General features: G+C 65.0%; 13 protein-coding genes. 3 read left to right on the top strand and 10 right to left on the bottom strand.

The window, feature by feature from the left end:
* Window positions 1-68: 68 nt before the first annotated feature.
* The 5 genes from A5892_RS05595 to A5892_RS05575 form a co-directional block, all read right to left on the bottom strand.
* Window positions 69-1,298: an acyl-CoA dehydrogenase family protein gene (locus tag A5892_RS05595; RefSeq protein WP_082890282.1), complete on the bottom strand. Its 1,230-nt coding sequence runs from the start codon at window positions 1,296-1,298 to the stop codon at window positions 69-71.
* 144 nt (window positions 1,299-1,442) lie between these two features.
* Window positions 1,443-1,973 (bottom strand): GNAT family N-acetyltransferase, encoded by a 531-nt coding sequence (locus A5892_RS05590; RefSeq protein WP_064121962.1) that lies wholly within the window; start codon window positions 1,971-1,973, stop codon window positions 1,443-1,445.
* Complete coding sequence (locus A5892_RS05585) at window positions 1,973-2,836, bottom strand: isocitrate lyase/PEP mutase family protein (protein WP_064121961.1); 864 nt, start codon at window positions 2,834-2,836, stop codon at window positions 1,973-1,975. Before A5892_RS05585 ends, A5892_RS05590 begins: the two co-directional genes overlap by 1 nt.
* A gap of 456 nt (window positions 2,837-3,292) precedes the next feature.
* Entirely contained in the window at window positions 3,293-4,012 is a 720-nt protein-coding gene (locus A5892_RS05580; protein WP_064121960.1) for a gamma-glutamylcyclotransferase, read from the bottom strand.
* A gap of 150 nt (window positions 4,013-4,162) precedes the next feature.
* The gene (locus A5892_RS05575; RefSeq protein WP_064121959.1) at window positions 4,163-5,455 is read right to left on the bottom strand and encodes a solute carrier family 23 protein; all 1,293 of its coding nucleotides are present in this window, start codon (window positions 5,453-5,455) and stop codon (window positions 4,163-4,165) included.
* A 168-nt stretch (window positions 5,456-5,623) separates the two neighbouring features.
* On the opposite strand from A5892_RS05575, the gene A5892_RS05570 reads away from it, so the two are divergent.
* Window positions 5,624-6,832: an NAD(P)/FAD-dependent oxidoreductase gene (locus tag A5892_RS05570; RefSeq protein WP_064121958.1), complete on the top strand. Its 1,209-nt coding sequence runs from the start codon at window positions 5,624-5,626 to the stop codon at window positions 6,830-6,832.
* On the opposite strand, the gene A5892_RS05565 is transcribed toward A5892_RS05570, so the two are convergent.
* Complete coding sequence (locus tag A5892_RS05565; RefSeq protein WP_064121957.1) at window positions 6,829-7,728, bottom strand: LysR family transcriptional regulator; 900 nt, start codon at window positions 7,726-7,728, stop codon at window positions 6,829-6,831. The two genes, A5892_RS05570 and A5892_RS05565, sit on opposite strands and share 4 nt — an antisense overlap.
* Before the next feature lie 96 nt (window positions 7,729-7,824).
* Here A5892_RS05565 and A5892_RS05560 point away from each other — a divergent pair, with 96 nt between their 5' ends.
* Entirely contained in the window at window positions 7,825-8,277 is a 453-nt protein-coding gene (locus tag A5892_RS05560) for a PACE efflux transporter (RefSeq protein ID WP_064121956.1), read from the top strand.
* Between the two features lie 150 nt (window positions 8,278-8,427).
* Entirely contained in the window at window positions 8,428-9,693 is a 1,266-nt protein-coding gene (locus A5892_RS05555; protein WP_064121955.1) for a dicarboxylate/amino acid:cation symporter, read from the top strand.
* A 133-nt stretch (window positions 9,694-9,826) separates the two neighbouring features.
* On the opposite strand, the gene A5892_RS05550 is transcribed toward A5892_RS05555, so the two are convergent.
* The 4 genes from A5892_RS05550 to aroB form a co-directional block, all read right to left on the bottom strand.
* Window positions 9,827-11,266 (bottom strand): FAD-dependent oxidoreductase, encoded by a 1,440-nt coding sequence (locus tag A5892_RS05550; protein ID WP_064121954.1) that lies wholly within the window; start codon window positions 11,264-11,266, stop codon window positions 9,827-9,829.
* 65 nt (window positions 11,267-11,331) lie between these two features.
* Window positions 11,332-15,786, bottom strand: a complete 4,455-nt coding sequence (gene gltB, locus A5892_RS05545; protein ID WP_064121953.1) for a glutamate synthase large subunit — start codon at window positions 15,784-15,786, stop codon at window positions 11,332-11,334.
* 554 nt (window positions 15,787-16,340) lie between these two features.
* Window positions 16,341-17,738 carry a CitMHS family transporter gene (locus tag A5892_RS05540; protein ID WP_064121952.1) on the bottom strand — a complete coding sequence of 466 codons (1,398 nt, stop codon included), beginning with the start codon at window positions 17,736-17,738 and terminating at the stop codon, window positions 16,341-16,343.
* A 335-nt stretch (window positions 17,739-18,073) separates the two neighbouring features.
* Window positions 18,074-19,189, bottom strand: coding sequence for a 3-dehydroquinate synthase (gene aroB / locus A5892_RS05535; protein WP_064121951.1), 1,116 nt, complete (start codon window positions 19,187-19,189; stop codon window positions 18,074-18,076).
* Window positions 19,190-19,255: the final 66 nt, after the last annotated feature.

Below are 19,255 nucleotides of genomic sequence, written 5' to 3'. Positions count from 1 at the left end.
CCAGCATACCTCCCCGCCGGGCATTTCCGGTATCGACGCTCGCGCGAGACGCACGCCAACCGCCTCGGCTAGCGATAGGCGCTGCCTTCGGCATAGCGGTCGTTGAGCGCGTAGTCGCCGATCTCGAGCAGCTTGTAGGCCACCGGGTCGTGCAGGGTATGGGTGCGGATATCGCGCCAGAATCGGTCGAAGCCGTAGCGGTTATGGGTGGCGCGCGCGCCCATCAGTTCGAAGACCCGGGTGCAGATGTCGAGCCCACCGCGGGTAGCGTGCGCCTTGGCGATCGCCACTGCGGCGGCGGCCTCGCCGCGCTGCTCGGGCGTGTATGCCTCGCCTGCGGCGAGCAGTTCGGCCATTCGCTCGGCGGCCCGGTCGGCCAGGGCGATCATCGACTCGAGCATGACCCAGAGTTCACCGAACTGGGTTCGAATCAGCACATCCTCGCTGGCCGTGGGGGCATCGGAATGGAGCCACGGCCGGGAGGAGTGATGAATGAAACGCTTGGCGGCGCGCAGTGCACCGACCGCGAAGCCGATGTAGAAATTGGTGAACAGCGACTGGTTGACCGGCCCGCGGATGGTGGTGACGAAGCGCCCTCGAGGATCATCGCGCTCGAACACCAGTTCATCAGCGCCAGCGTAGACGCCCTCGAGCCCAACGCTGCCGCTCTCGCTACGCTCGAGCCCGATCGCGTCCCAGTCTCCACCGAGCGTGATCCCCTCGCGATCGACCGGCAGCAGCGCGAAGCCCGCCTGCTGGGTGTCGCGATGCTTGACGCTGAAGGTGAGCAGGTCGGCGAACCCGCTGCCGGTGCAGAAGTGCTTGCGCCCATCCAGCACGAAACCATCACCGTGCGTCCGCGCCAGCACATCGTCGTCGCGAGGATTGACCACGCCGGCGAGCCACAGTCGCTGTTCGGCGATGCGCCGTTCGAGCGCATGCCAGCGCGGTGTCGGCTCGCGGCGCAGGTGAAAGGTCTGCATCAGATGGTAGCCGAGCACCGCGCCCACCGAACCGTCACCGGCGGCTACTTCGCGCACCACTCGGCAGAGCGCCGGCCACCCCAGCCCAAGCCCGCCTCTGGAGATCGCGATCCCGGCGGTGGACAAGCCACTGTGCTTGAGTCGCTCGATCGCTTCGAACGGCAGGCGATCGCGCGCCTCTCGCTCGCTCAGCCTCGCGGAGAACTCGGCGGCGAGCGAGCGGGCCGTTTCCAGCGCCTGGAACTCGATCCGCGCCTGCTCCTCGGCATCACGCTCGATGCGATAGCCGACTTCGTCACTGCCTCGTTCGCTCATCGCTCTCCCCCTAGGATGCAAACGCCGTACAGAGCGCCACCATAAGCAAAGCAGGCGCGGGTTTGAAATTCCCTAGAAGGATTTGTTGATTCCATTTCCGAGCATGAACCAATAGCGACTCACGATCAGATCAACTTCTGCTCGCTAGACCAGGCGCTTTTCCAGGACCTCGAAACGCAGATCGTCGCGCAGGGGAACGCCGAAGCGCTCGTCACCGTAGGGAAAGGGCTTGTAGACGCCGCTACGGCAGAAGCCGCGGCGCTGGTACCACTCGATCAGTTCGCCACGCTGCTCGATCACGGTGATCCGCAGCCACTCGACGTCGAGCCAATCGCGCGCCAGGCACTCGGCCTCGCCGAGCAGCAGCCGGCCGATCCCCTCCCCTTGCAGGCTCGGGCGTACCGCGAACATGCCGAAAGAGCCTTCGCCATCGGCCAAGGCCAAGTGGCCACAGCCGAGCAGACGCCCGTCGCGCTCGGCGACGATCACCCGGCTGCGCGGACGCTGGATGTCTCGACGCAGCAGCAACGGGTCGATACGCTGGCCGCCGAGCAGCGAGGCTTCGGTGGTCCAACCGCCAGCGTCGATCACGTGATAGGCCTCGGTGACCAAGGCGACCAGCTCGGCCACATCACCCTCGGCTGCGTCGCGAACGAGTGGTGCGGCGGCGCTCATTACTCTTTGACTTCCATGTACTCGCGCGCCCAGATCCGGTACTCCTCGAGCGTCGAGTACTTGGTCGAGAGCTCGGAGGCGGAGAGCTTGGAGGCGGAGATCCCGCGCTGTTCGCGCAGGCAGTCATAGGTTGCCTTGATCGCGGCGAAATAGGCCGCGTGGCCGTTGACCACCATCCGCACGCCGAGTTCGGCGAGACGCTCGAGATCACGCAGCTCCGGGTTGCCGTAGGCGATCAGCATCAGCGGGATGCTCAGATGCTCCGAAACCCTGGCGAGATGGTCGATGTCGCGGATGCCTACCATGCAGATGCCGTCCACACCCGCCGCCTGGTAGCGCTTGACCCGCTGGATCAGGGCCTCATCGTCGAGCACACCGGCATTGGTGCGAGCGAAGATGGACAGCTCCGGATCCACTCGGGCCTCGATCGCAGCGCGCAGCTTGCCGACCATCTCATCGACGCAGATCAGATCGGTGGACTTGTGGCCGAACTGCGCCGGCAGCAGGGTATCTTCGAGGGTCAGCATCGCGATGCCCGCGCGCTCGAGCTCGGTGACCGTGCGCATCACGTTGAGCGCATTGCCGTAGCCATGGTCGGCATCGACGATCACCGGCAGCTGCGCGACGCGGCCGATCCGGGTCGCCTGTTCGACGAATTCGCTCAGGGTGATGAGCGCGAAATCGGGCGCGGCGAGCACCTGCAGCGAGGCCACGGAGCCGCCGAGGATGCCGACTTCGAAGCCAAGATCAGCGGCTATGCGCGCCGACATCGGGTCGAACACCGAGGCGGTGTCATAGCAGGCATTGGACGCGAGCAGCTGGCGGAACTGGACCCGCAGCTCACGCTGGGAAGTGGTGGACATCTAAACCCTCCATGGAGAGGAGTGGGAACACTGCGGCGAAAAGCGCAGTGCGCGGGGAGCGACACTTTAGTCGATTGGTTTCATCCGGCAGGCCGTCGCCGACGACACCCCCTCGCGCCGCCAACTCCCGCTCCAGGCGGAACAGGCACCAGCGGCGGGCAACGACGAGCGAGGGCGAGCGGCGCAGCCGCTTTTCCACCCGCGGGTGGAACATCGTCTAGCGGACGCGGACGGACGAGGCCGGGAGAAGACCTGCGGGCTCGATGCGGTGGCAGCCAAGGAACGCCCCCTGCGCGAGGCCATCCAGCGCCCACCGCCACTCGTCCGCCAAGCCGGAATCACCGCGCCATGATAGCTCCACGCGATGAAATCGGCGACCCGCAGGCGCCGGGATGCCGCGCCCAAAGCCTGGCGACGCAAGCCTTGGGGAAGGAGAGGCTTGGGTGAAGGAGAGCCTCACCCCCGCCGGCGATCGACCGCGAGTAGCAGACGCTCGAGCCTTTGATCTCGAATCGCCAAACGATGCAGGTCGTTCACCGTGTTGTGCAGATACTCGCGGCAGCTGCCGAGCACCCCGCGGCCGGTACTGAGCAGTTCGACCATCTCAGCGTCGGTGAGCCGGGGAATGTAGCGGGGATGATGGGGGTTGCCGACGAAGGCGATCGCCCAGGTCGGGCCGTGCTCGGTGACCAGCCGGACCCAGCGCGGCTGGTAGGCGCCGGTGAGCATCTCTCTGCGCCAGACCAGCAGCAGTTCGTACTCGATCCCGGCCTCCGGCACGCGGATCGCCATCCCTCGACAGGAGCCACCAGGGGCCAGCGCCAGCATCAGCCCCGGCCACTGCTCGGAGCCTCGGCCGTGGGTGAGCTTGAGACGAAAATCGCGGTGAAAGCCATAGAGCCGGGAGGTACGGTGCTCGACCACTTCGACGCAGGGGTTCCAGATCAGCGAACCGTAGGCGAACAGGAACACCCCATCGACCTCGCGAGCCTCCTCGGGCCGTCGGTCGAGCATGGCGCAGATCGAGTCGCGCAGAGCGTCATCGTCGAACAGCGGTATATCGGGGTAGTTGCGCTCGAAGTAATCCCTGATCAGGTTGTGCTCGAGCGTCTGCCGAGTCATCGGGATGGTTTCACTCGTCGCCACCGCGGCACTACAGCTGGTTTCTTCTCTCATCGATTGACAGGCCGGCTTGCCGGCATGCTCCTCCAAGTGACCAGGCGGAGCGGGGCTCCGCAACCGCCTTCGCAATGGTGGATGAAAGGCGACATGGTTCGGACAACAGATCATTCTACGCCTAGTGGTCACACCACCCAAGCCGCTGTACTAGGCGTGCGATCGCCGCACCAGGATCAGATTGAGCAGGATCGCGGTGAAGGTCGCGGTGCCTATGCCATCGAGGGTGAAACCACCGATCGCCAGATGAAAATTACCGGCACCGAGCACGAGGGTCGCGGCAATCACGATCAAGTGCTTGGTATCGCCCAGGTCGACCCTGTTCTGCACCCAGATCCGTGCGCCCGCCACTGCGATCAGGCCGAATACGACGATCGAGGTGCCGCCGAGCACCGGCCCCGGGATGGTCTGGATCAGCGCGCCGAACTTGGGCGAGAAGCCAAGCAGGATCGCGAGCAAGGCCGCAGCGACGAAGATCAGCGTCGAGAACACCCGGGTCACCGCCATTACCCCGATGTTCTCGGCATAGGTGGTCACCCCGGTGCCGCCCACCGAGCCGGAAACCATCGTCGCCACACCGTCACCCAGGAAGGCGCGGCCGATCCAGGGGTCGAGATTACGCTCGGTCATCGCGCCCACCGCCTTGATATGGCCCAGGTTCTCCGCCACCAGGATCACCGCGACCGGGGCGATCAGCGCAATCGCCCCGAGCTCGAAACTCGGCGAGGAGAATGCCGGCAGCCCCAGCCACGGCGCTTCGAGCACCTGGGAGAAATCGATTGGCGTTCCGAGCCCGAAGCCATTGGCGACCACCGCATAGACCAGATAAGCGCTCAGCAGCCCAAGCAGGATCAACAGCCGCTGGGCGAGACCGCGACTCCACACCGCGGCGAAGCCGATGCACAGCACCGTGACCATCGCCATCCAGCTTTCGAACGCGCTGTTCGAGACGCTCGCCACCGCCACCGGCGCGAGGTTGAGCCCGATCATGGTGACGATCGCGCCGGTCACCACCGGCGGCAGCAGGCGCTCTACCCATCCCGTTCCCAGCGCCATCACCACCAGCCCGATCAGCGCATAGACCAGGCCACAGACGATGATCCCGCCGAGCGCCACGCCGATCTGCGGATTGGCGCCGCTGCCGGCATAGCCGGTCGCAGCGATCACCACGCCGATGAAGGCGAAGCTGGAACCGAGATAGCTCGGCACCCGGCCACCAACGATGAGAAAGAAGATCAGCGTACCCACACCCGACATCAGGATCGCGAGGTTAGGGTCGAACCCCATCAAAAGCGGCGCGAGCACGGTCGAGCCGAACATCGCCACCGCGTGCTGCACCCCCATCACCCCGGTCTGGAGCAGCGAGAGCCGCTCGTCGGGGGCGACGATCGCGCCCTCCCCGGCCCCTTTCAGCCGCCATTTCGGAAACCAGCCTTCGGCCACGCTGCTTCTCCCTGATCGATTGAATGTGATGCGCCCTGAGCCGCGCCTCGCATGCTCCGACGTATCTACTAGCCTGATATCCATGCGCCGCGCAGGACCATCGGGCAGGAGGCTCGCCATCGCGCGCGGCGCCTCGTGACCAACGCCAGACGATGAATGGAGGCCAGGATGCGCCACGACTACGATTATCTGATCATCGGTGCCGGCATGGTAGCCGACGCTGCCGCGCGTGGGATCCGCGAACTCGACGCCGAAGGCACCATCGGCGTGCTCGGCGAGGAGCGGGACCCACCGGTAACCCGCCCGGCGCTGTCGAAGAAGCTCTGGACCGACCCTGAATTCGGCTACGACCAGATATTCCCGGATACCAGCGGCGATACCGGGGCGACGTTGCGCCTCGGCGTTCGCGTCAGCCACATCGACCGTGCGGCCAAACGGGTCGAGACCAGCGATGGCAGCACCTACGGCTACGGCAAACTGCTGATCAGCACCGGCGGCACGCCCAAGCGCCTCGAGCTGCCGGCAAGCGAAAGAGTACTCTACTATCGCACCGTCGAAGACTACCGCAAGCTGCGCGAGCTGGCGGGCGAGCAGAGACACGTGGCGGTGGTCGGCGGTGGCTTCATCGGCACCGAGCTCGCGGCCGCCCTGGTTCAAAACGGTGCCAGAACCACCCTGATCCTGCCCGAGCGTACCCTCGGCGAGTCGCAGTTCCCAAGCGCGCTGGCCGAGCGCCTCCACCAGACCTTCCGCGACCACGGGGTGGAGCTGATCGGCGGGCGCAAGGTCGTGGGTGGCGAGGAGCGTGACGGCAAAGTGGTGGTGCGGCTCGACGATGGGCTCAGCATCGAAGCGGATGCGGTCGCGATCGGGCTCGGCATCACCCCCAATCAGTCGCTCGCCGAGCAAGCGGGGCTCGCCGTCGATGAAGGCATCATCGTCGATGCGCGGCTCGCCACCGAGGATCCCGACATCTTCGCCGCCGGCGACGTGGCCAAGTACCCGGATGCGATCCTCGGGCGCCAGCGGGTCGAGCACGTCGACAACGCCAAGCAGATGGGCGGCTGCGTGGGCCGGATCATGGCCGGCTCGGACGAGCGCTACACCCATACGCCTTACTTCTATTCGGTCCTCTTCGATCTCAGCTACCAGGCGATCGGCCAGCTCTCGAGCCAGCTGCAGATGGCTGAAGAGTGGCAGCAGGCGCCTGCGCAGAAAGGAACCGTGTACTACCTCGATGACCACCGCCTGGTCGGCGTGCTGCTGGTCGGATTCGACGCCGACGAACAGGCGGAAAAGCTCGATCACGCCCGGGGGCTTTTGGCCGACAAGGGCCCATTCAACCCAGACACGCTGGTCGGCAAGCTGGCCGACTAGCGTTCGAGCGGCGGCCACCGATCGGGTAACGCCTCAGCCAGCAGCCGGTCGCGCAGCCAGCCGCCAGCGATGCCCAGGCCACGCTGGCGGTGCCAGCCGAGCTCGAGCTCCACCCAGCGCTCGAGACCGGGCGCGATCGGCGTGACCAGCTCGGGCCTTGCGGGCGAGGCGGCGATCACATGGTCCGACATCAGCGTCCAACCCACTGCGTGCTTGACCAGTTCTAGCATCACGAAATGGCTTTCGACCCACCAGACGTCCGGTGCGATGCGCTCGGCCTGGCGTGAGCTGCGCTGTCCGCGAGTAGCGACGATCAGCTGGCGGTGTCGCTTCAGGTCTTCGCGCTCGAAGCCCCCCGCGGCGAGCGGATGATCACGCCCACAGACCAGACGCAGCGGCACCCGGCCTATCGGCCGGGTCTCGAGCGTGGCCAAGGGTTCGGACGGGCGGCACATCACCCCGAGATCGGCGCTGCCGGCATCGATCATCCGGCCGACGTCGTCGAGCAGCGGGAAGTGCAGCTCGACCTCGACGGTAGGGAATCGCGCGGCGAAATCATGCATCAAGCCGCCGATCAGCCGCTCCGGATAGAACTCGTCGATCGCCAACCGCAGCCGTGGCTCGATCCGCTGGTCGAGCCGCCGTGCCACGCCGAGCAGATGCTCGCGCTGCTCCAGCAGGCTGAGCGCCTCGGCCAGCATCCTTCGGCCGTTGGCGGTCAGCACCGGCAGCCGCTTGCTGCGATCGAACAGCGCGAAGCCGAGCTCGAGCTCCAGGTTGGCGACATGAGTGCTGACCAACGACTGCGCCTTGCCGAGATGCCGGGCCGCTGCGGAGAACGAACCCGCCTCGACCGTGGTGACGAAAGCGACCAACTGCTCGTGGGTAGGATTCATCCACCGCCCTTCTATCTGGATTACAGATGGATTCCAACTTTAATTCGGCCCGATGATAGATGATAGTGCCGCGCATCGCCCTTCCAGGAGAGCCCGATGCGCACCACCCTCGACCGCCTGCGCCACACCCTGCTGTTCGAAGCGATCGGCATCCTCATCGTGCTGCCGCTCGGCAGCTACGCCTTCTCCCTCGCCCCCAGCCACATGGGCGTGATCGGGATCGTAAGCGCGGTGATCGCGGCGGTCTGGAACTACCTCTACAACCTGGGCTTCGATCATGCGCTGCGCCGCTGGCGCGGCAGCCTGCGCAAGGGAGTGACGATGCGGATCTTCCACGCTTTGCTGTTCGAAGCCGGCCTGCTCTCGATCCTGCAGCCGCTGGCAATGCTCTATCTCGGCACCGATGCGCTCGCCGCCTTCTCGCTGGTCGCTTCGCTCGCGGTGTTCTACGTCTGCTACGCCTTCGTCTACAACTGGGCCTACGACCGCCTCTTCCCGCTGCCTGCCGCCGCCGCCACCGCGCCCAGTGCCATGCCGCAGCGGCACTGACTTGCCGCCAAACCGATAAGCCCACAGGCGCCTAAACCTTTTTTCAGATTTAAGCCCCTCTGGTAATGCTCCTCGCCCTGATTAAGGTGGGCCGCTTCTTGTCTGCCGACGAGCAGCAGCTCGCCCACCAACAACGAGGAACGACACCGCATGTCAGCTCCCGCTCCGGGTAACGCACCCACCAGCGCCGGCTTTCGTCTGGCACTTTGGCAGCAAATCATGATCGCGCTGGCGCTCGGCCTGGTCGCGGGTCAATTGCTCGGTGAGAAGGCGGAATACCTCAAGCCGATCGGCGACTTGTTCATCAACGCGATCATGATGCTGATCGTACCGCTGATTTTCGCTTCGCTGATCCAGGGCATCACCTCGATGAGCGACCCGGCCAAGATGGGACGGGTCGGCGGCAAGACCGCCGCGATCTACATGCTCACTACGGTGTTCGCCATTTCACTCGGCATGTTCGCGGCCTGGCTGTTCCAGCCCGGCGCTGGTACCGGGATGAGCTTCGCCGCGCAGGGGGGAGAGGCCGCCACGGAGGCGCCCTCGCTGGCCCAGATCCTGATCGACCTGGTGCCGCGCAATCCGCTGGCGGCGATGGCAGAGGGCAACATCCTCCAGATCATCGTCTTCTCGCTGATCCTCGGCATCTCGCTGAGCCTGATCGGCGATGCGGCGGCACCGATGGTGCGGGGCATCGACAGCCTCGCTCAGGCGATGTTCAAGATGACCAGCCTGGTCATGGCCTGCGCACCGATCGGCGTGTTCGCATTGATCTCCTACGTGTCGGGGCGCTACGGACTCGAGGTGCTGGTGCCGCTGGCGAAGATCATCGGCGTGGTCTACGTCACCTGCATCTTCCACGTGCTGGTGGTCTACTCGGGAATGGTGGCGGTATTCACTCGGCTCAATCCCTTGCGCTGGCTACACGGCAGCATCGATGCGCTGATGGTCGGTTTCTCGACCACTTCGGGCGCCGCCACCCTGCCGGTGTCGCTGCGCTGCGCCACCAAACACCTCGGGGTGTCGAAGGGCGTCGCCGGCTTCGTGCTGCCGGTGGGCGCGACGATCAACATGGACGGCACAGCGATCTACCAGGGCGCAGTGACGCTGTTCATCGCCCAGCTGATCGGTGTCGAGCTGACCACCATGGACTACCTGATGATCGTGATCACCGGCACCCTGGCGACGATCGGCACTGCCGGGGTACCTGGCGCGGGGCTGATCATGCTGTCGATCATCCTGGTCCAGGTCGGGCTGCCGCTCGAGGCGGTGGCGGTGATCGCCGGCATCGATCGCATCCTCGACATGGCGAGGACCACGGTCAACGTCGCAGGCGACCTGATGACCAGCGTGGTGGTCGGTCACAGCGAAGGCGAGCTCGACCGCGAAGTCTACGACACGCCGCGCATCACCTGAGCCTTGCTGCGACGCCGTCGCGAATACCGCCGCCGATGCAATGCGAGCATACGAAAAGGGGCACCCGTCGATCGGGTGCCCCTTTCAGCTGCCGTCTTCGTTGCCATCTCCCCGCGGCGGAAGGACGACCCGGTCAGACGTTGAGATAGTCGAGAATGCCTTCGGCCGCCTTGCGCCCTTCATAGACCGCGGTGACCACCAGGTCCGAGCCACGCACCATGTCGCCGCCGGCGAAGATCTTCTCATTGCTGGTCTGGAAGGCGAAGTGCAGCTCTTTTTTCAGGTCCTGCTCGGCGGCGACCACCCGGCCGCGCTCGTCGATCTCGACGCTGTGGTCCTCGAACCACTCGATCTCGGTGGGCTGGAAGCCGAAGGCGACGATCACCGCGTCGGCATCGAGGATCTCCTCCGACCCCGGCACCACCTCGGCACGACGACGGCCGCGCTCGTCGGGCTCGCCCATCCGGGTGCGCACCAGCTTGACCCCGGTGGCCCGCCCTTGCGAATCACCGATGATCGCGATCGGCTGGCGGTTGAAGAGGAACTCCACCCCCTCCTCGCGCGCGTTCTTCACCTCGCGCCTCGAGCCGGGCATGTTCTCCTCGTCGCGCCGGTAGGCGCAGGTGACTTGGGAGGCGCCCTGGCGAATCGAGGTGCGATTGCAGTCCATCGCGGTGTCGCCGCCGCCCAGTACCACCACCCGCTTGCCCTGCATCGACACGTAGTCGGCCGGGTTGGCGTTGAAGCCGAGGTTGTAGTTGACGTTGGAGATCAGGAAGTCGAGCGCCTTGTGCACCCCCGCGAGGCTTTCGCCGGGGAAGCCGCCTTCCATGTACTTGTAGGTGCCCATGCCCATGAACACCGCGTCGTACTCCTCGATGAGCTCAGCCATCTGCACGTCGCGGCCAATCTCGACGTTGAGCCGGAACTCGACACCCATCTCCTCGAATACGCCGCGGCGGCGCTTCATCACGTGCTTTTCGAGCTTGAACTCGGGAATCCCGAAGGTCAGCAGGCCGCCGATCTCGGGGTAGCGGTCGAATACCACCGGCTTGACCCCGTTGCGCACCAGGATGTCGGCGCAGGCCAGCCCCGCAGGGCCTGCGCCGATCACTGCGACCCGCTTGTCGGTCCAGACCACGTGGGACACGTCGGGGCGCCAGCCAAGCGCGAAGGCGGTGTCGGTGATGTACTTCTCGATCGAGCCGATGGTCACCGCGCCGAAGCCGTCGTTGAGGGTGCAATCACCCTCGCAGAGCCGATCCTGCGGGCAGACCCTGCCGCACACCTCGGGCAGCGAGTTGGTCTTGTGCGACATCTCGGCGGCTTCGAGGATGTTGCCCTCGGCGACCAGCTTCAGCCAGTTCGGAATGTAGTTGTGCACCGGGCACTTCCACTCGCAATACGGGTTGCCGCAGTGGAGGCAGCGATGGGCCTGGCTCGCCGCCTCGGCGGGCCGATACGGTGCGTAGATCTCGGTGAACTCGCGCGAACGGGTCCGCGCGTCCTTCTTCTCAGGGTCCTGACGACCTACGTCGAGAAACTGGAAGTCGTTTGCAAGGCGTTCTGCCATGGGAAGACTCTCCCTCATCGGTCAGGGTCCGGCGCACCGCCGCCTGGCGCGGCGGTGCCGACGAATCATTCTGGGCTGCGGCTCGATTGGGCGAGCAGGCTCTTCAGGTTCGCGGCCTTCGGCTTCACCAGCCAGAAGTTGCGCAGGTAATCGTTGAATTCATCGAGGATACGCAGGCCCCAGGCAGAGCCGGTCTCCATCACGTATTCCTGGAGCACCTCGCGCAAATGGCGGCGATAGGCCTCCATCGTCTCGGTATTGATCCGTCGGATCTCGACCAGCTCGTGGTTGTAGCGGTCGACGAAACCGCGATCCTCGTCGAGCACGTATGCAAAACCACCGGTCATCCCCGCGCCGAAGTTGACCCCGGTGGGGCCAAGCACGCAGACCAAGCCGCCGGTCATGTACTCGCAACCGTGATCGCCGACCCCCTCGACCACCGCATGGGCGCCAGAGTTGCGCACCGCGAAGCGCTCGCCGGCCTGGCCGACGGCGAAGAGCTTGCCGCCGGTGGCGCCATACAGGCAGGTGTTGCCGATGATCGAGGTCTTCTGGCTTTCGAAGCGGCTGCCGGCCGGCGGCGTGAGCACCAGCTTGCCGCCGTTCATGCCCTTGCCGACGTAGTCGTTGGCGTCGCCCTCGAGATACATCTCGAGGCCGCGTGCGTTCCACACCCCGAAGCTCTGGCCAGCGATCCCCTTGAGCCGGACCTTGAGCGGGGACGATTCGAGTCCCGCCTCGCCATAGCGCCGAGCGATCTCACCGGAGACCCTGGCACCAACCGAGCGGTCGCAGTTGGTCACCCTGAACGAGAACTCGCCGCCCTCGCCCGACTCGATCGCCGCCATCATCGCGCCGAGCATCTCTTCGTTCTTCGCCCCCGGGTCGTGCGGCTCGTTGCGGCGCGTAGTGCAGAACTGCGGCGCCGCTGGGTCGACGAAGTCGTTGGCGAGCAGGTCGTCGAGCACGATGCGCTGCTGGGCGCGGGTCTCGCCCTCGATTCGCTCGAGCAGGTCGGTACGGCCGATCAGGTCGGTGAGCTTGCGCACCCCGAGGCTTGCCAGCAGTTCGCGCACTTCCTCCGCAATGAAGTGGAAGTAGTGCTTGACCATATCGACGGTGCCGCGGAAATGCTCATCGCGCAGCCTGCCATCCTGGGTCGCGACCCCGGTGGCGCAGTTGTTGAGATGGCAGATCTTGAGATACTTGCAGCCGAGCGCGACCATCGGCGCGGTACCGAAGCCGAAGCTCTCGGCACCGAGGATCGCCGCCTTGATCACGTCGAGCCCGGTCTTGAGGCCGCCGTCGGTCTGCAGCCGGATCTTGTGCCGCAATCCATTGATGCGCAGCGCCTGATGCACCTCGGGCAGGCCGAGCTCCCAAGGCGAGCCGGCGTGCTTGATCGAGGTCAGCGGACTCGCCGCGGTGCCGCCGTCGTAGCCGGAAACGGTGATCAGGTCGGCATAGGCCTTGGCCACACCGGTGGCGATGGTGCCGATACCGGGTTCGGAGACCAGCTTGACCGAGACCTGGGCGCGCGGATTGACCTGCTTAAGATCAAAGATCAGCTGGGCGAGATCCTCGATCGAGTAGATGTCATGGTGCGGCGGCGGCGAGATCAGCGTCACCCCCGGCACCGCGTAGCGCAGCCGCGCGATCAGCCCATTGACCTTGCTGCCTGGCAGCTGGCCGCCCTCGCCTGGCTTGGCGCCCTGGGCGACCTTGATCTGCATGACCTCGGCGCTGGCAAGATAGGCCGGAGTAACCCCGAAGCGCCCGGAGGCGACCTGCTTGATCTTCGAGTTGCGAATCGTGCCGTAGCGCACCGGGTCCTCGCCACCCTCACCGGAGTTGGAACGCCCACCGGTCTCGTTCATCGCCTGGGCCAGCGCTTCGTGGGCTTCAGGCGAAAGCGCACCGAGCGACATCCCGGCGCTGTCGAAGCGCAGCAGCAGCTCCTCGATCGGCTCGACCTCCTCCAGCGAGATCGGCTCCAGGCCCTCCTTGAGCTTGAGCAGGTCGCGAATCGTCGCCACCGGCCGCTCGTTGACCAAGCGGGCGAATTTCTTCCAGATCTGGTAATCACCCTGCTGCACGGCCTGCTGCAACGTCATCACCACATCGGGGTTGTAGGCGTGGTACTCGTAGCCGTGGACATACTTGAGCAGGCCACCCTGGCGGATCTGCTTGCGTTTGATCCGCGCGTCCTGGGCGAGCAGCTGCTGCTGGAGCTGCAGCTCGGCGAAACCGGCGCCCTGGATACGCGACGCCATCCCCGGGAAGCAGAGATCGATCACCTCCTGGTGCAAGCCCACGCCTTCGAACAACAGCGAGCCGCGATAGGAGGCGATGTGCGAGATCCCCATCTTGGAGAGGATCTTGAGCAGCCCCTTCTGCAGCCCCTTGCGATAGTTCTCGCGCCCCTCCGCCGGGTCGCCGGTAAGCTCGCCGGTGCGATGCATGTCGGCCATCACCTGGTAGGCGAGGTACGGATAGACCGCGGTGGCGCCCGCGCCGAACAGTACCGCCATCTGGTGGGCATCGCGGGCGAAGCCGGTCTCGACGATCAGGTTGACCCTGGGCCGCAGCGCCAGCTTACCCAGCGACGCGTGCACCGCACCGACACCGAGCGCGGCGTGGATCGGCAACTGCCCCTCACGCATTTCGGCATCGCTCAGCACCAGCACGACCTTGCCTTCGCGCGCAGCGGTGATCGCCTCCTCGCACAGCGCCTCGATCGCCTGACGGAGCCCAAGTCGCTCCGGGTCGTACCAAAGCGAGAGCTCCTTGCTCTGGAACGCGGGATCCTCCTGGGTGGTCAGCGCGGTGAACTTGCGCGGCGAGAGGATCGGCGTGGTCAGGATCAGCCGGTTGGCATGATCTGGCGTAGCGGCGAAGACATTGCGTTCGGCGCCGAGGCAGGTCTCGAGCGACATCACGATCGCTTCGCGCAGCGGGTCGATCGGCGGGTTGGTGACCTGGGCGAACTTCTGGCGAAAGAAGTCGGTGATCAACCGCGGCTGGCGCGACAGCACCGCCATCGGCGCATCGTCGCCCATCGAGCCGACCGCCTCCTGGCCGCTCTCGGCGAGCGGGCGCAGCAGTTGGTCGCGCTCCTCGAAGCTGACCAGGAACATCTTCTGGTAGCTGAGCAGCTTGTCGCTGTCCATCGGTACGAAGCGGGCCAGCTCGGTCAGTGCCGACTCGAGATAGTGGGCGTTCTCACGCAGCCAGCGCTTGTACGGATAGGCCGACTTCAGCCGGTCGTCGACATCGCTGGTGTGCAGCACTTCGCCGGTGTGGGTATCGACCGCGAGGATCTGCCCCGGACCGACGCGGCCCTTGGCGATCACGCTCTCGGGTGCGTAGTCGTGCACCCCGATTTCGGAGGCGAGCGTGATGTAGCCGTTGTCGGTGATCACCCAGCGCGCCGGACGCAGCCCGTTGCGATCTAGGGTACAGACGGCGTGACGGCCATCGGTGATCACGATTCCCGCCGGGCCGTCCCAGGCCTCCATGTGCATAGAGTTGAATTCGTAGAACGCGCGCAGGTCAGCGTCCATGGTCTGTACGTTCTGCCACGCCGGCGGCACCATCAGCCGGATCGCGCGATGCAGTTCCATGCCGCCGGTGAGCAGCACCTCGAGCATGTTGTCCATGCTCATCGAGTCGGAACCTTCGGCGCTGACGATCTCGTCGAACTCGCCAAGGCCCGGCAGCAGCTCGCTCTTGAAGCTCTGGCGCCGTGCGTTGGCCCAGCTGCGGTTGGCCTCGACGGTGTTGATCTCGCCGTTGTGGGCCAGGAAGCGGAAAGGCTGGGCCAGCGGCCAGCGTGGCGCGGTGTTGGTCGAGAAGCGCTGATGGAAGACGCAGATCGAGGTGCGCATCCGCGGATCGCTCAGATCGCGATAGAACGCCGGCAGGTCGGCCGGCATCATCAACCCTTTGTAGGAGACGACCTTGGCCGACAGCGAGCAGACATAGAACTCGGAGTCCGAGGCCAGGCGTACCTCGGCGTGCCGGCGCGCCATATAGAGGTCGACCGCGAACAGCGCATCATCGTCGCGGCTCTGCGCCGGGCCGACGAACACCTGCCGGATACGCGGCTGGCAAGCGAGTGCGATCGGGCCGCAGACGCTCGGATCCACCGGCACCTCACGCCAGCCGAAGAGCTTGAGTCCACGCGCGGCGAGCTCGGCGTCGAGCGTCGCGCGCGCCGCATTTTCACGGGCATCGTCGTCGGCGAAGAAGACGGTACCGACCGCGAAGCGTTCGCCGAGGGTCACCCCGAGTTCCTCACGAGCGGTCTCGCGCATGAACACGTCGGGCATCCGAAACAGCAGACCGCAGCCATCGCCGGTCTTGCCATCGGAGTTGATCCCACCGCGGTGAGTCATGCAGGCCAGCGATTCGATCGCCGTATTGAGCAGATCGAAACTCTCTTCACCCTGCATGTGGGCGATCAGGCCAAAGCCACAGTTGTCGCGAAACTCACTGGGACGATGAAGACCTCTCATCATGAAGTGCCTCTCGAGGTGCTTGTATCCAGTTTCTGACGAAGATATATTGGTCGGTTTTGTCATTCTCCCGACATCGAATTCGGGCGGTAAACGCCCGGCCGCAGGTGGGTGAGCGGGCCAGCGAGCATAGCGAGGTTCAGGAACGGCGCGCAATACGTCATCCATCCTCAAATTCACGCTAAGCGACTGATATCGCGCTGCATTTTCGCCCTTTTCGGAGAAAAAACCCTTATCCTTTCATACGTTTGCGCAATGGATGAGAATGATTCCATCAGGTTGTGGAACGGCGTTCTTTAACTCAAAAACCCATGCCGATTTTGCATGGCCCATGCAAATTTAAGCGACCACCCTCCTCGCGGCGCACCAAGGCGAGATGAGAATTCAGCCGCTCGCACCAAATTGACGCATTTTTTCCACTCAGGATGGCGCTCTGCTTGCGCTACACCGCCCCATTTGCAGGATCATCGATTCCCGATCACGGACGCGGAAACGCCGAAGGCGCCGGACTCCCCATGGGAAGCCGACGCCTTCAAGACAGACCAGGGAAGACGCGCTCAGAACAGCCCGAACAGCGCGCCGAGCCCGAGTAGATAGAGACTGAACAGCCAGATGATCGGGAAGGAGAACCTGAGGTGCTGGCCCATCTGCACGCCGGCAAGCCCCACCGCCAGCCATACCGCCGGGGCGAAGGGACTGACGAAGGTGCCCGCATTGTTGCCGATCGCCATCGCGTAGACCACCGAACGGGGGTCGACACCGGCCGGCGCGGTGACTTCCTGCACCACCGGCAGCAGCGCGAAATAGTAAGCGTCGGTACTGGTCAGCATATCGAGCGGCACGCCGAATATCCCGACCACCACGTGCAGCCAGGCGATCGACTCCCGCGGCAGGGTATTGGCGAGATCGTTGGCGATCGAGGTCAGCATTCCCCCATCCGAGAGGATACCGAGGAAAGCCCCGGCGGCGCCGATGATCGCCGCCATGTTGAGCGCCTGGGGCGCGTGCTTCTTGATCGCGACGGCCTGGTCGGCGGGACGCGGCAGGTTGACCGCGAAGGCAGCGCCGAGGGCGAGCATGAAGGTGTAGGCCGGTGCCAGCCACCCCATCGCCAGCACCGCCACCACCGTGATCACGATAGCGAGATTGATCCAGAAGTGCCGAGGCAGGCCCGCCTCCGGGATGCTTTGCTCTTCGTCGTCACCGAACTGCGCCTGCACCCGGCGCTGCATCCGCTTGAACTCGGGCAAACGACGGGGTTCGCTGGCGGCATGGGCAGCCACGGTCGACTGCAGCGGCATGGTCATCGCCTGATGGCTCGATTGCTCACCATGCTGGGCGCGAATCAGCCGCTGCTCCCGCCAGCCGAACAGCGCGGCGAGCGCCAGGGCTCCGATCATTCCGCACAGCTGCACAGGGATCAGCGCATGCCAGAGCTCGGTGGGGTCGACCCCGGTGACCGCGCCCGCACGCCCGATCGGCCCGCCCCAGGGCACCATGTTCATCACCCCCATCGACATCGACATCAGCAACAGCAGCAAAAGCGGGCGCATGCCGAGACGCTGGTAGAGCGGCAGCAGCGCGGGTATCACGATCAGAAAGGTCGCCGCGCCCGAACCATCGAGGTGAACGATGCCGGCGAGCAGCGTGGTCATCACCGCGACGGCGATCACATTGCCGCGAGTCAGCTTGATCACCCCGCGCACGATCGGATCGAACAGCCCGCGCTCCTTCATGATGCTGAAGAACAGGATCGCGAACATGAACATGAAGGCAACGTTAGCCACCCGCGTGACGCCGGACTGGAAGAAATCGGATATTTCGCTGAGCGAATAGCCCGCCGCCAGCGCGCCGGCGAACGGGATCGCGGTCAGCGCCACCAGCGGACTGAGCTTTTCGGTGATCAAGGTGACGACGATCGCCACGATGACGATGAGGCCAATGATGGTGAGCACGGTGAGACTCCTCTCAAGATCGAGACGCTGCGGTCGAGGCCATGACAGGGTCAACGATCGACGCCCTGTTCTTGTAATACCGACGGCGCGGTGAACGGGCTGGAGAATAGTGAGTCGCCGATAGGGGAGCAAAAGGGCGAAATAGCTGGCGGGAGGGAGAATCTACGCTCTTGGTCGAATGCCTTGGCAACCGGATGGAGCGTGTTCGCAGAGGATCGAGGTTGTTTAAATTACGAAATCATTAAGAAACTTATTAAATCAACACTTGGATTAGACCAAAGACCAACCGCGACGATGGTCGCATTGCGCACCCATCGCCGCACGCTTGCCGCGCTTCAGCCAATCGAATCGTCACGCTGCCGAGCCAGGGTGGCCCGAGGGTAGGCGTTAAGCATCTCGACCAGCAGCGCTTCATCGACGTTAGCCTCGACGCGCGCCTGTCCGAGCCGGTCCAGCAGCACCAGGCGCAACCCAGCGTCGAGCACCTTCTTGTCGAGCCTCATCAATTCGAGGAACCGCTCGCTGCTCATCCCCTCCGGCGCATGGACCGGCAGGCCAGCGGCGCGTAGCAGCGTCTCCACGCGAGCCAGCGCGGCGGCGTCGAGATCGTTCAGCCGGGCCGACAGGGTCGCCGCCATCATCATCCCGCTCGCCACCGCTTCTCCATGCAGCCAGCGCCCGTAGCCTTGGTCGGTCTCGATCGCGTGACCGAAGGTATGGCCCAGGTTGAGCAGCGCACGCACGCCCTGCTCGGTCTCGTCTTCGGCGACGATCTCGGCCTTCACCGCGCAGCTGCGCAGGATTGCCTTGGTCAGCGCCTGGGCATCGAGAGCGCGCAGCGCTTCGACGTTGTCCTCGAGCCAGGCGAGGAACTCGAGATCGCGGATCAGTCCGTACTTGATCACCTCGGCGAGCCCGGCCGAAAGCTCGCGCGGCGGCAGGCTCTCGAGGGTGGCGGTGTCGATGATCACCGCGCGGGGCTGCCAGAACGCGCCGATCATGTTCTTGCCACGGGGATGGTTGACCCCGGTCTTCCCCCCAACCGAGGAGTCGACCTGAGAAAGCAGCGTGGTCGGTACCTGGATGAAGGCGATGCCGCGCTGGTAGCAGGCCGCGGCGAAACCGGCCATGTCGCCGATCACCCCTCCGCCGAGCGCGATGATAGTGGCGCGCCGGTTGAACCGCGCGGCGAGCAGCCCATCCCAGATTTGCTCGACGCAATCGATGGTTTTGTACTGCTCGCCATCGGGGAGAATCGTCTCGGCGAGCTGATAGTCGCCGAGCTGGGCCTTGACCCGCTGGAGATAGAGTGCCGCGACCGTCTCATTGGTGACGATCATCACCTGGCGTCCAGCGATGTACGGAGCGTAGAGATCACCGCGATCGATCAGCCCCGGCCCTACGTGGATCGGATAGCTGCGCTCGTCGAGCTCGACCATCAGGGTCTGCATGGAAATTCCTCGATACTGGCGCGGACGCGCGGAGAGAAGAGACGTCCGAATGGAAATGGATTGAGC

The organism is Halotalea alkalilenta (assembly GCF_001648175.1).
GTDB classification, from domain to species: domain Bacteria; phylum Pseudomonadota; class Gammaproteobacteria; order Pseudomonadales; family Halomonadaceae; genus Halotalea; species Halotalea alkalilenta_A.
This window is presented reverse-complemented; position numbering and strand designations above follow the sequence as displayed.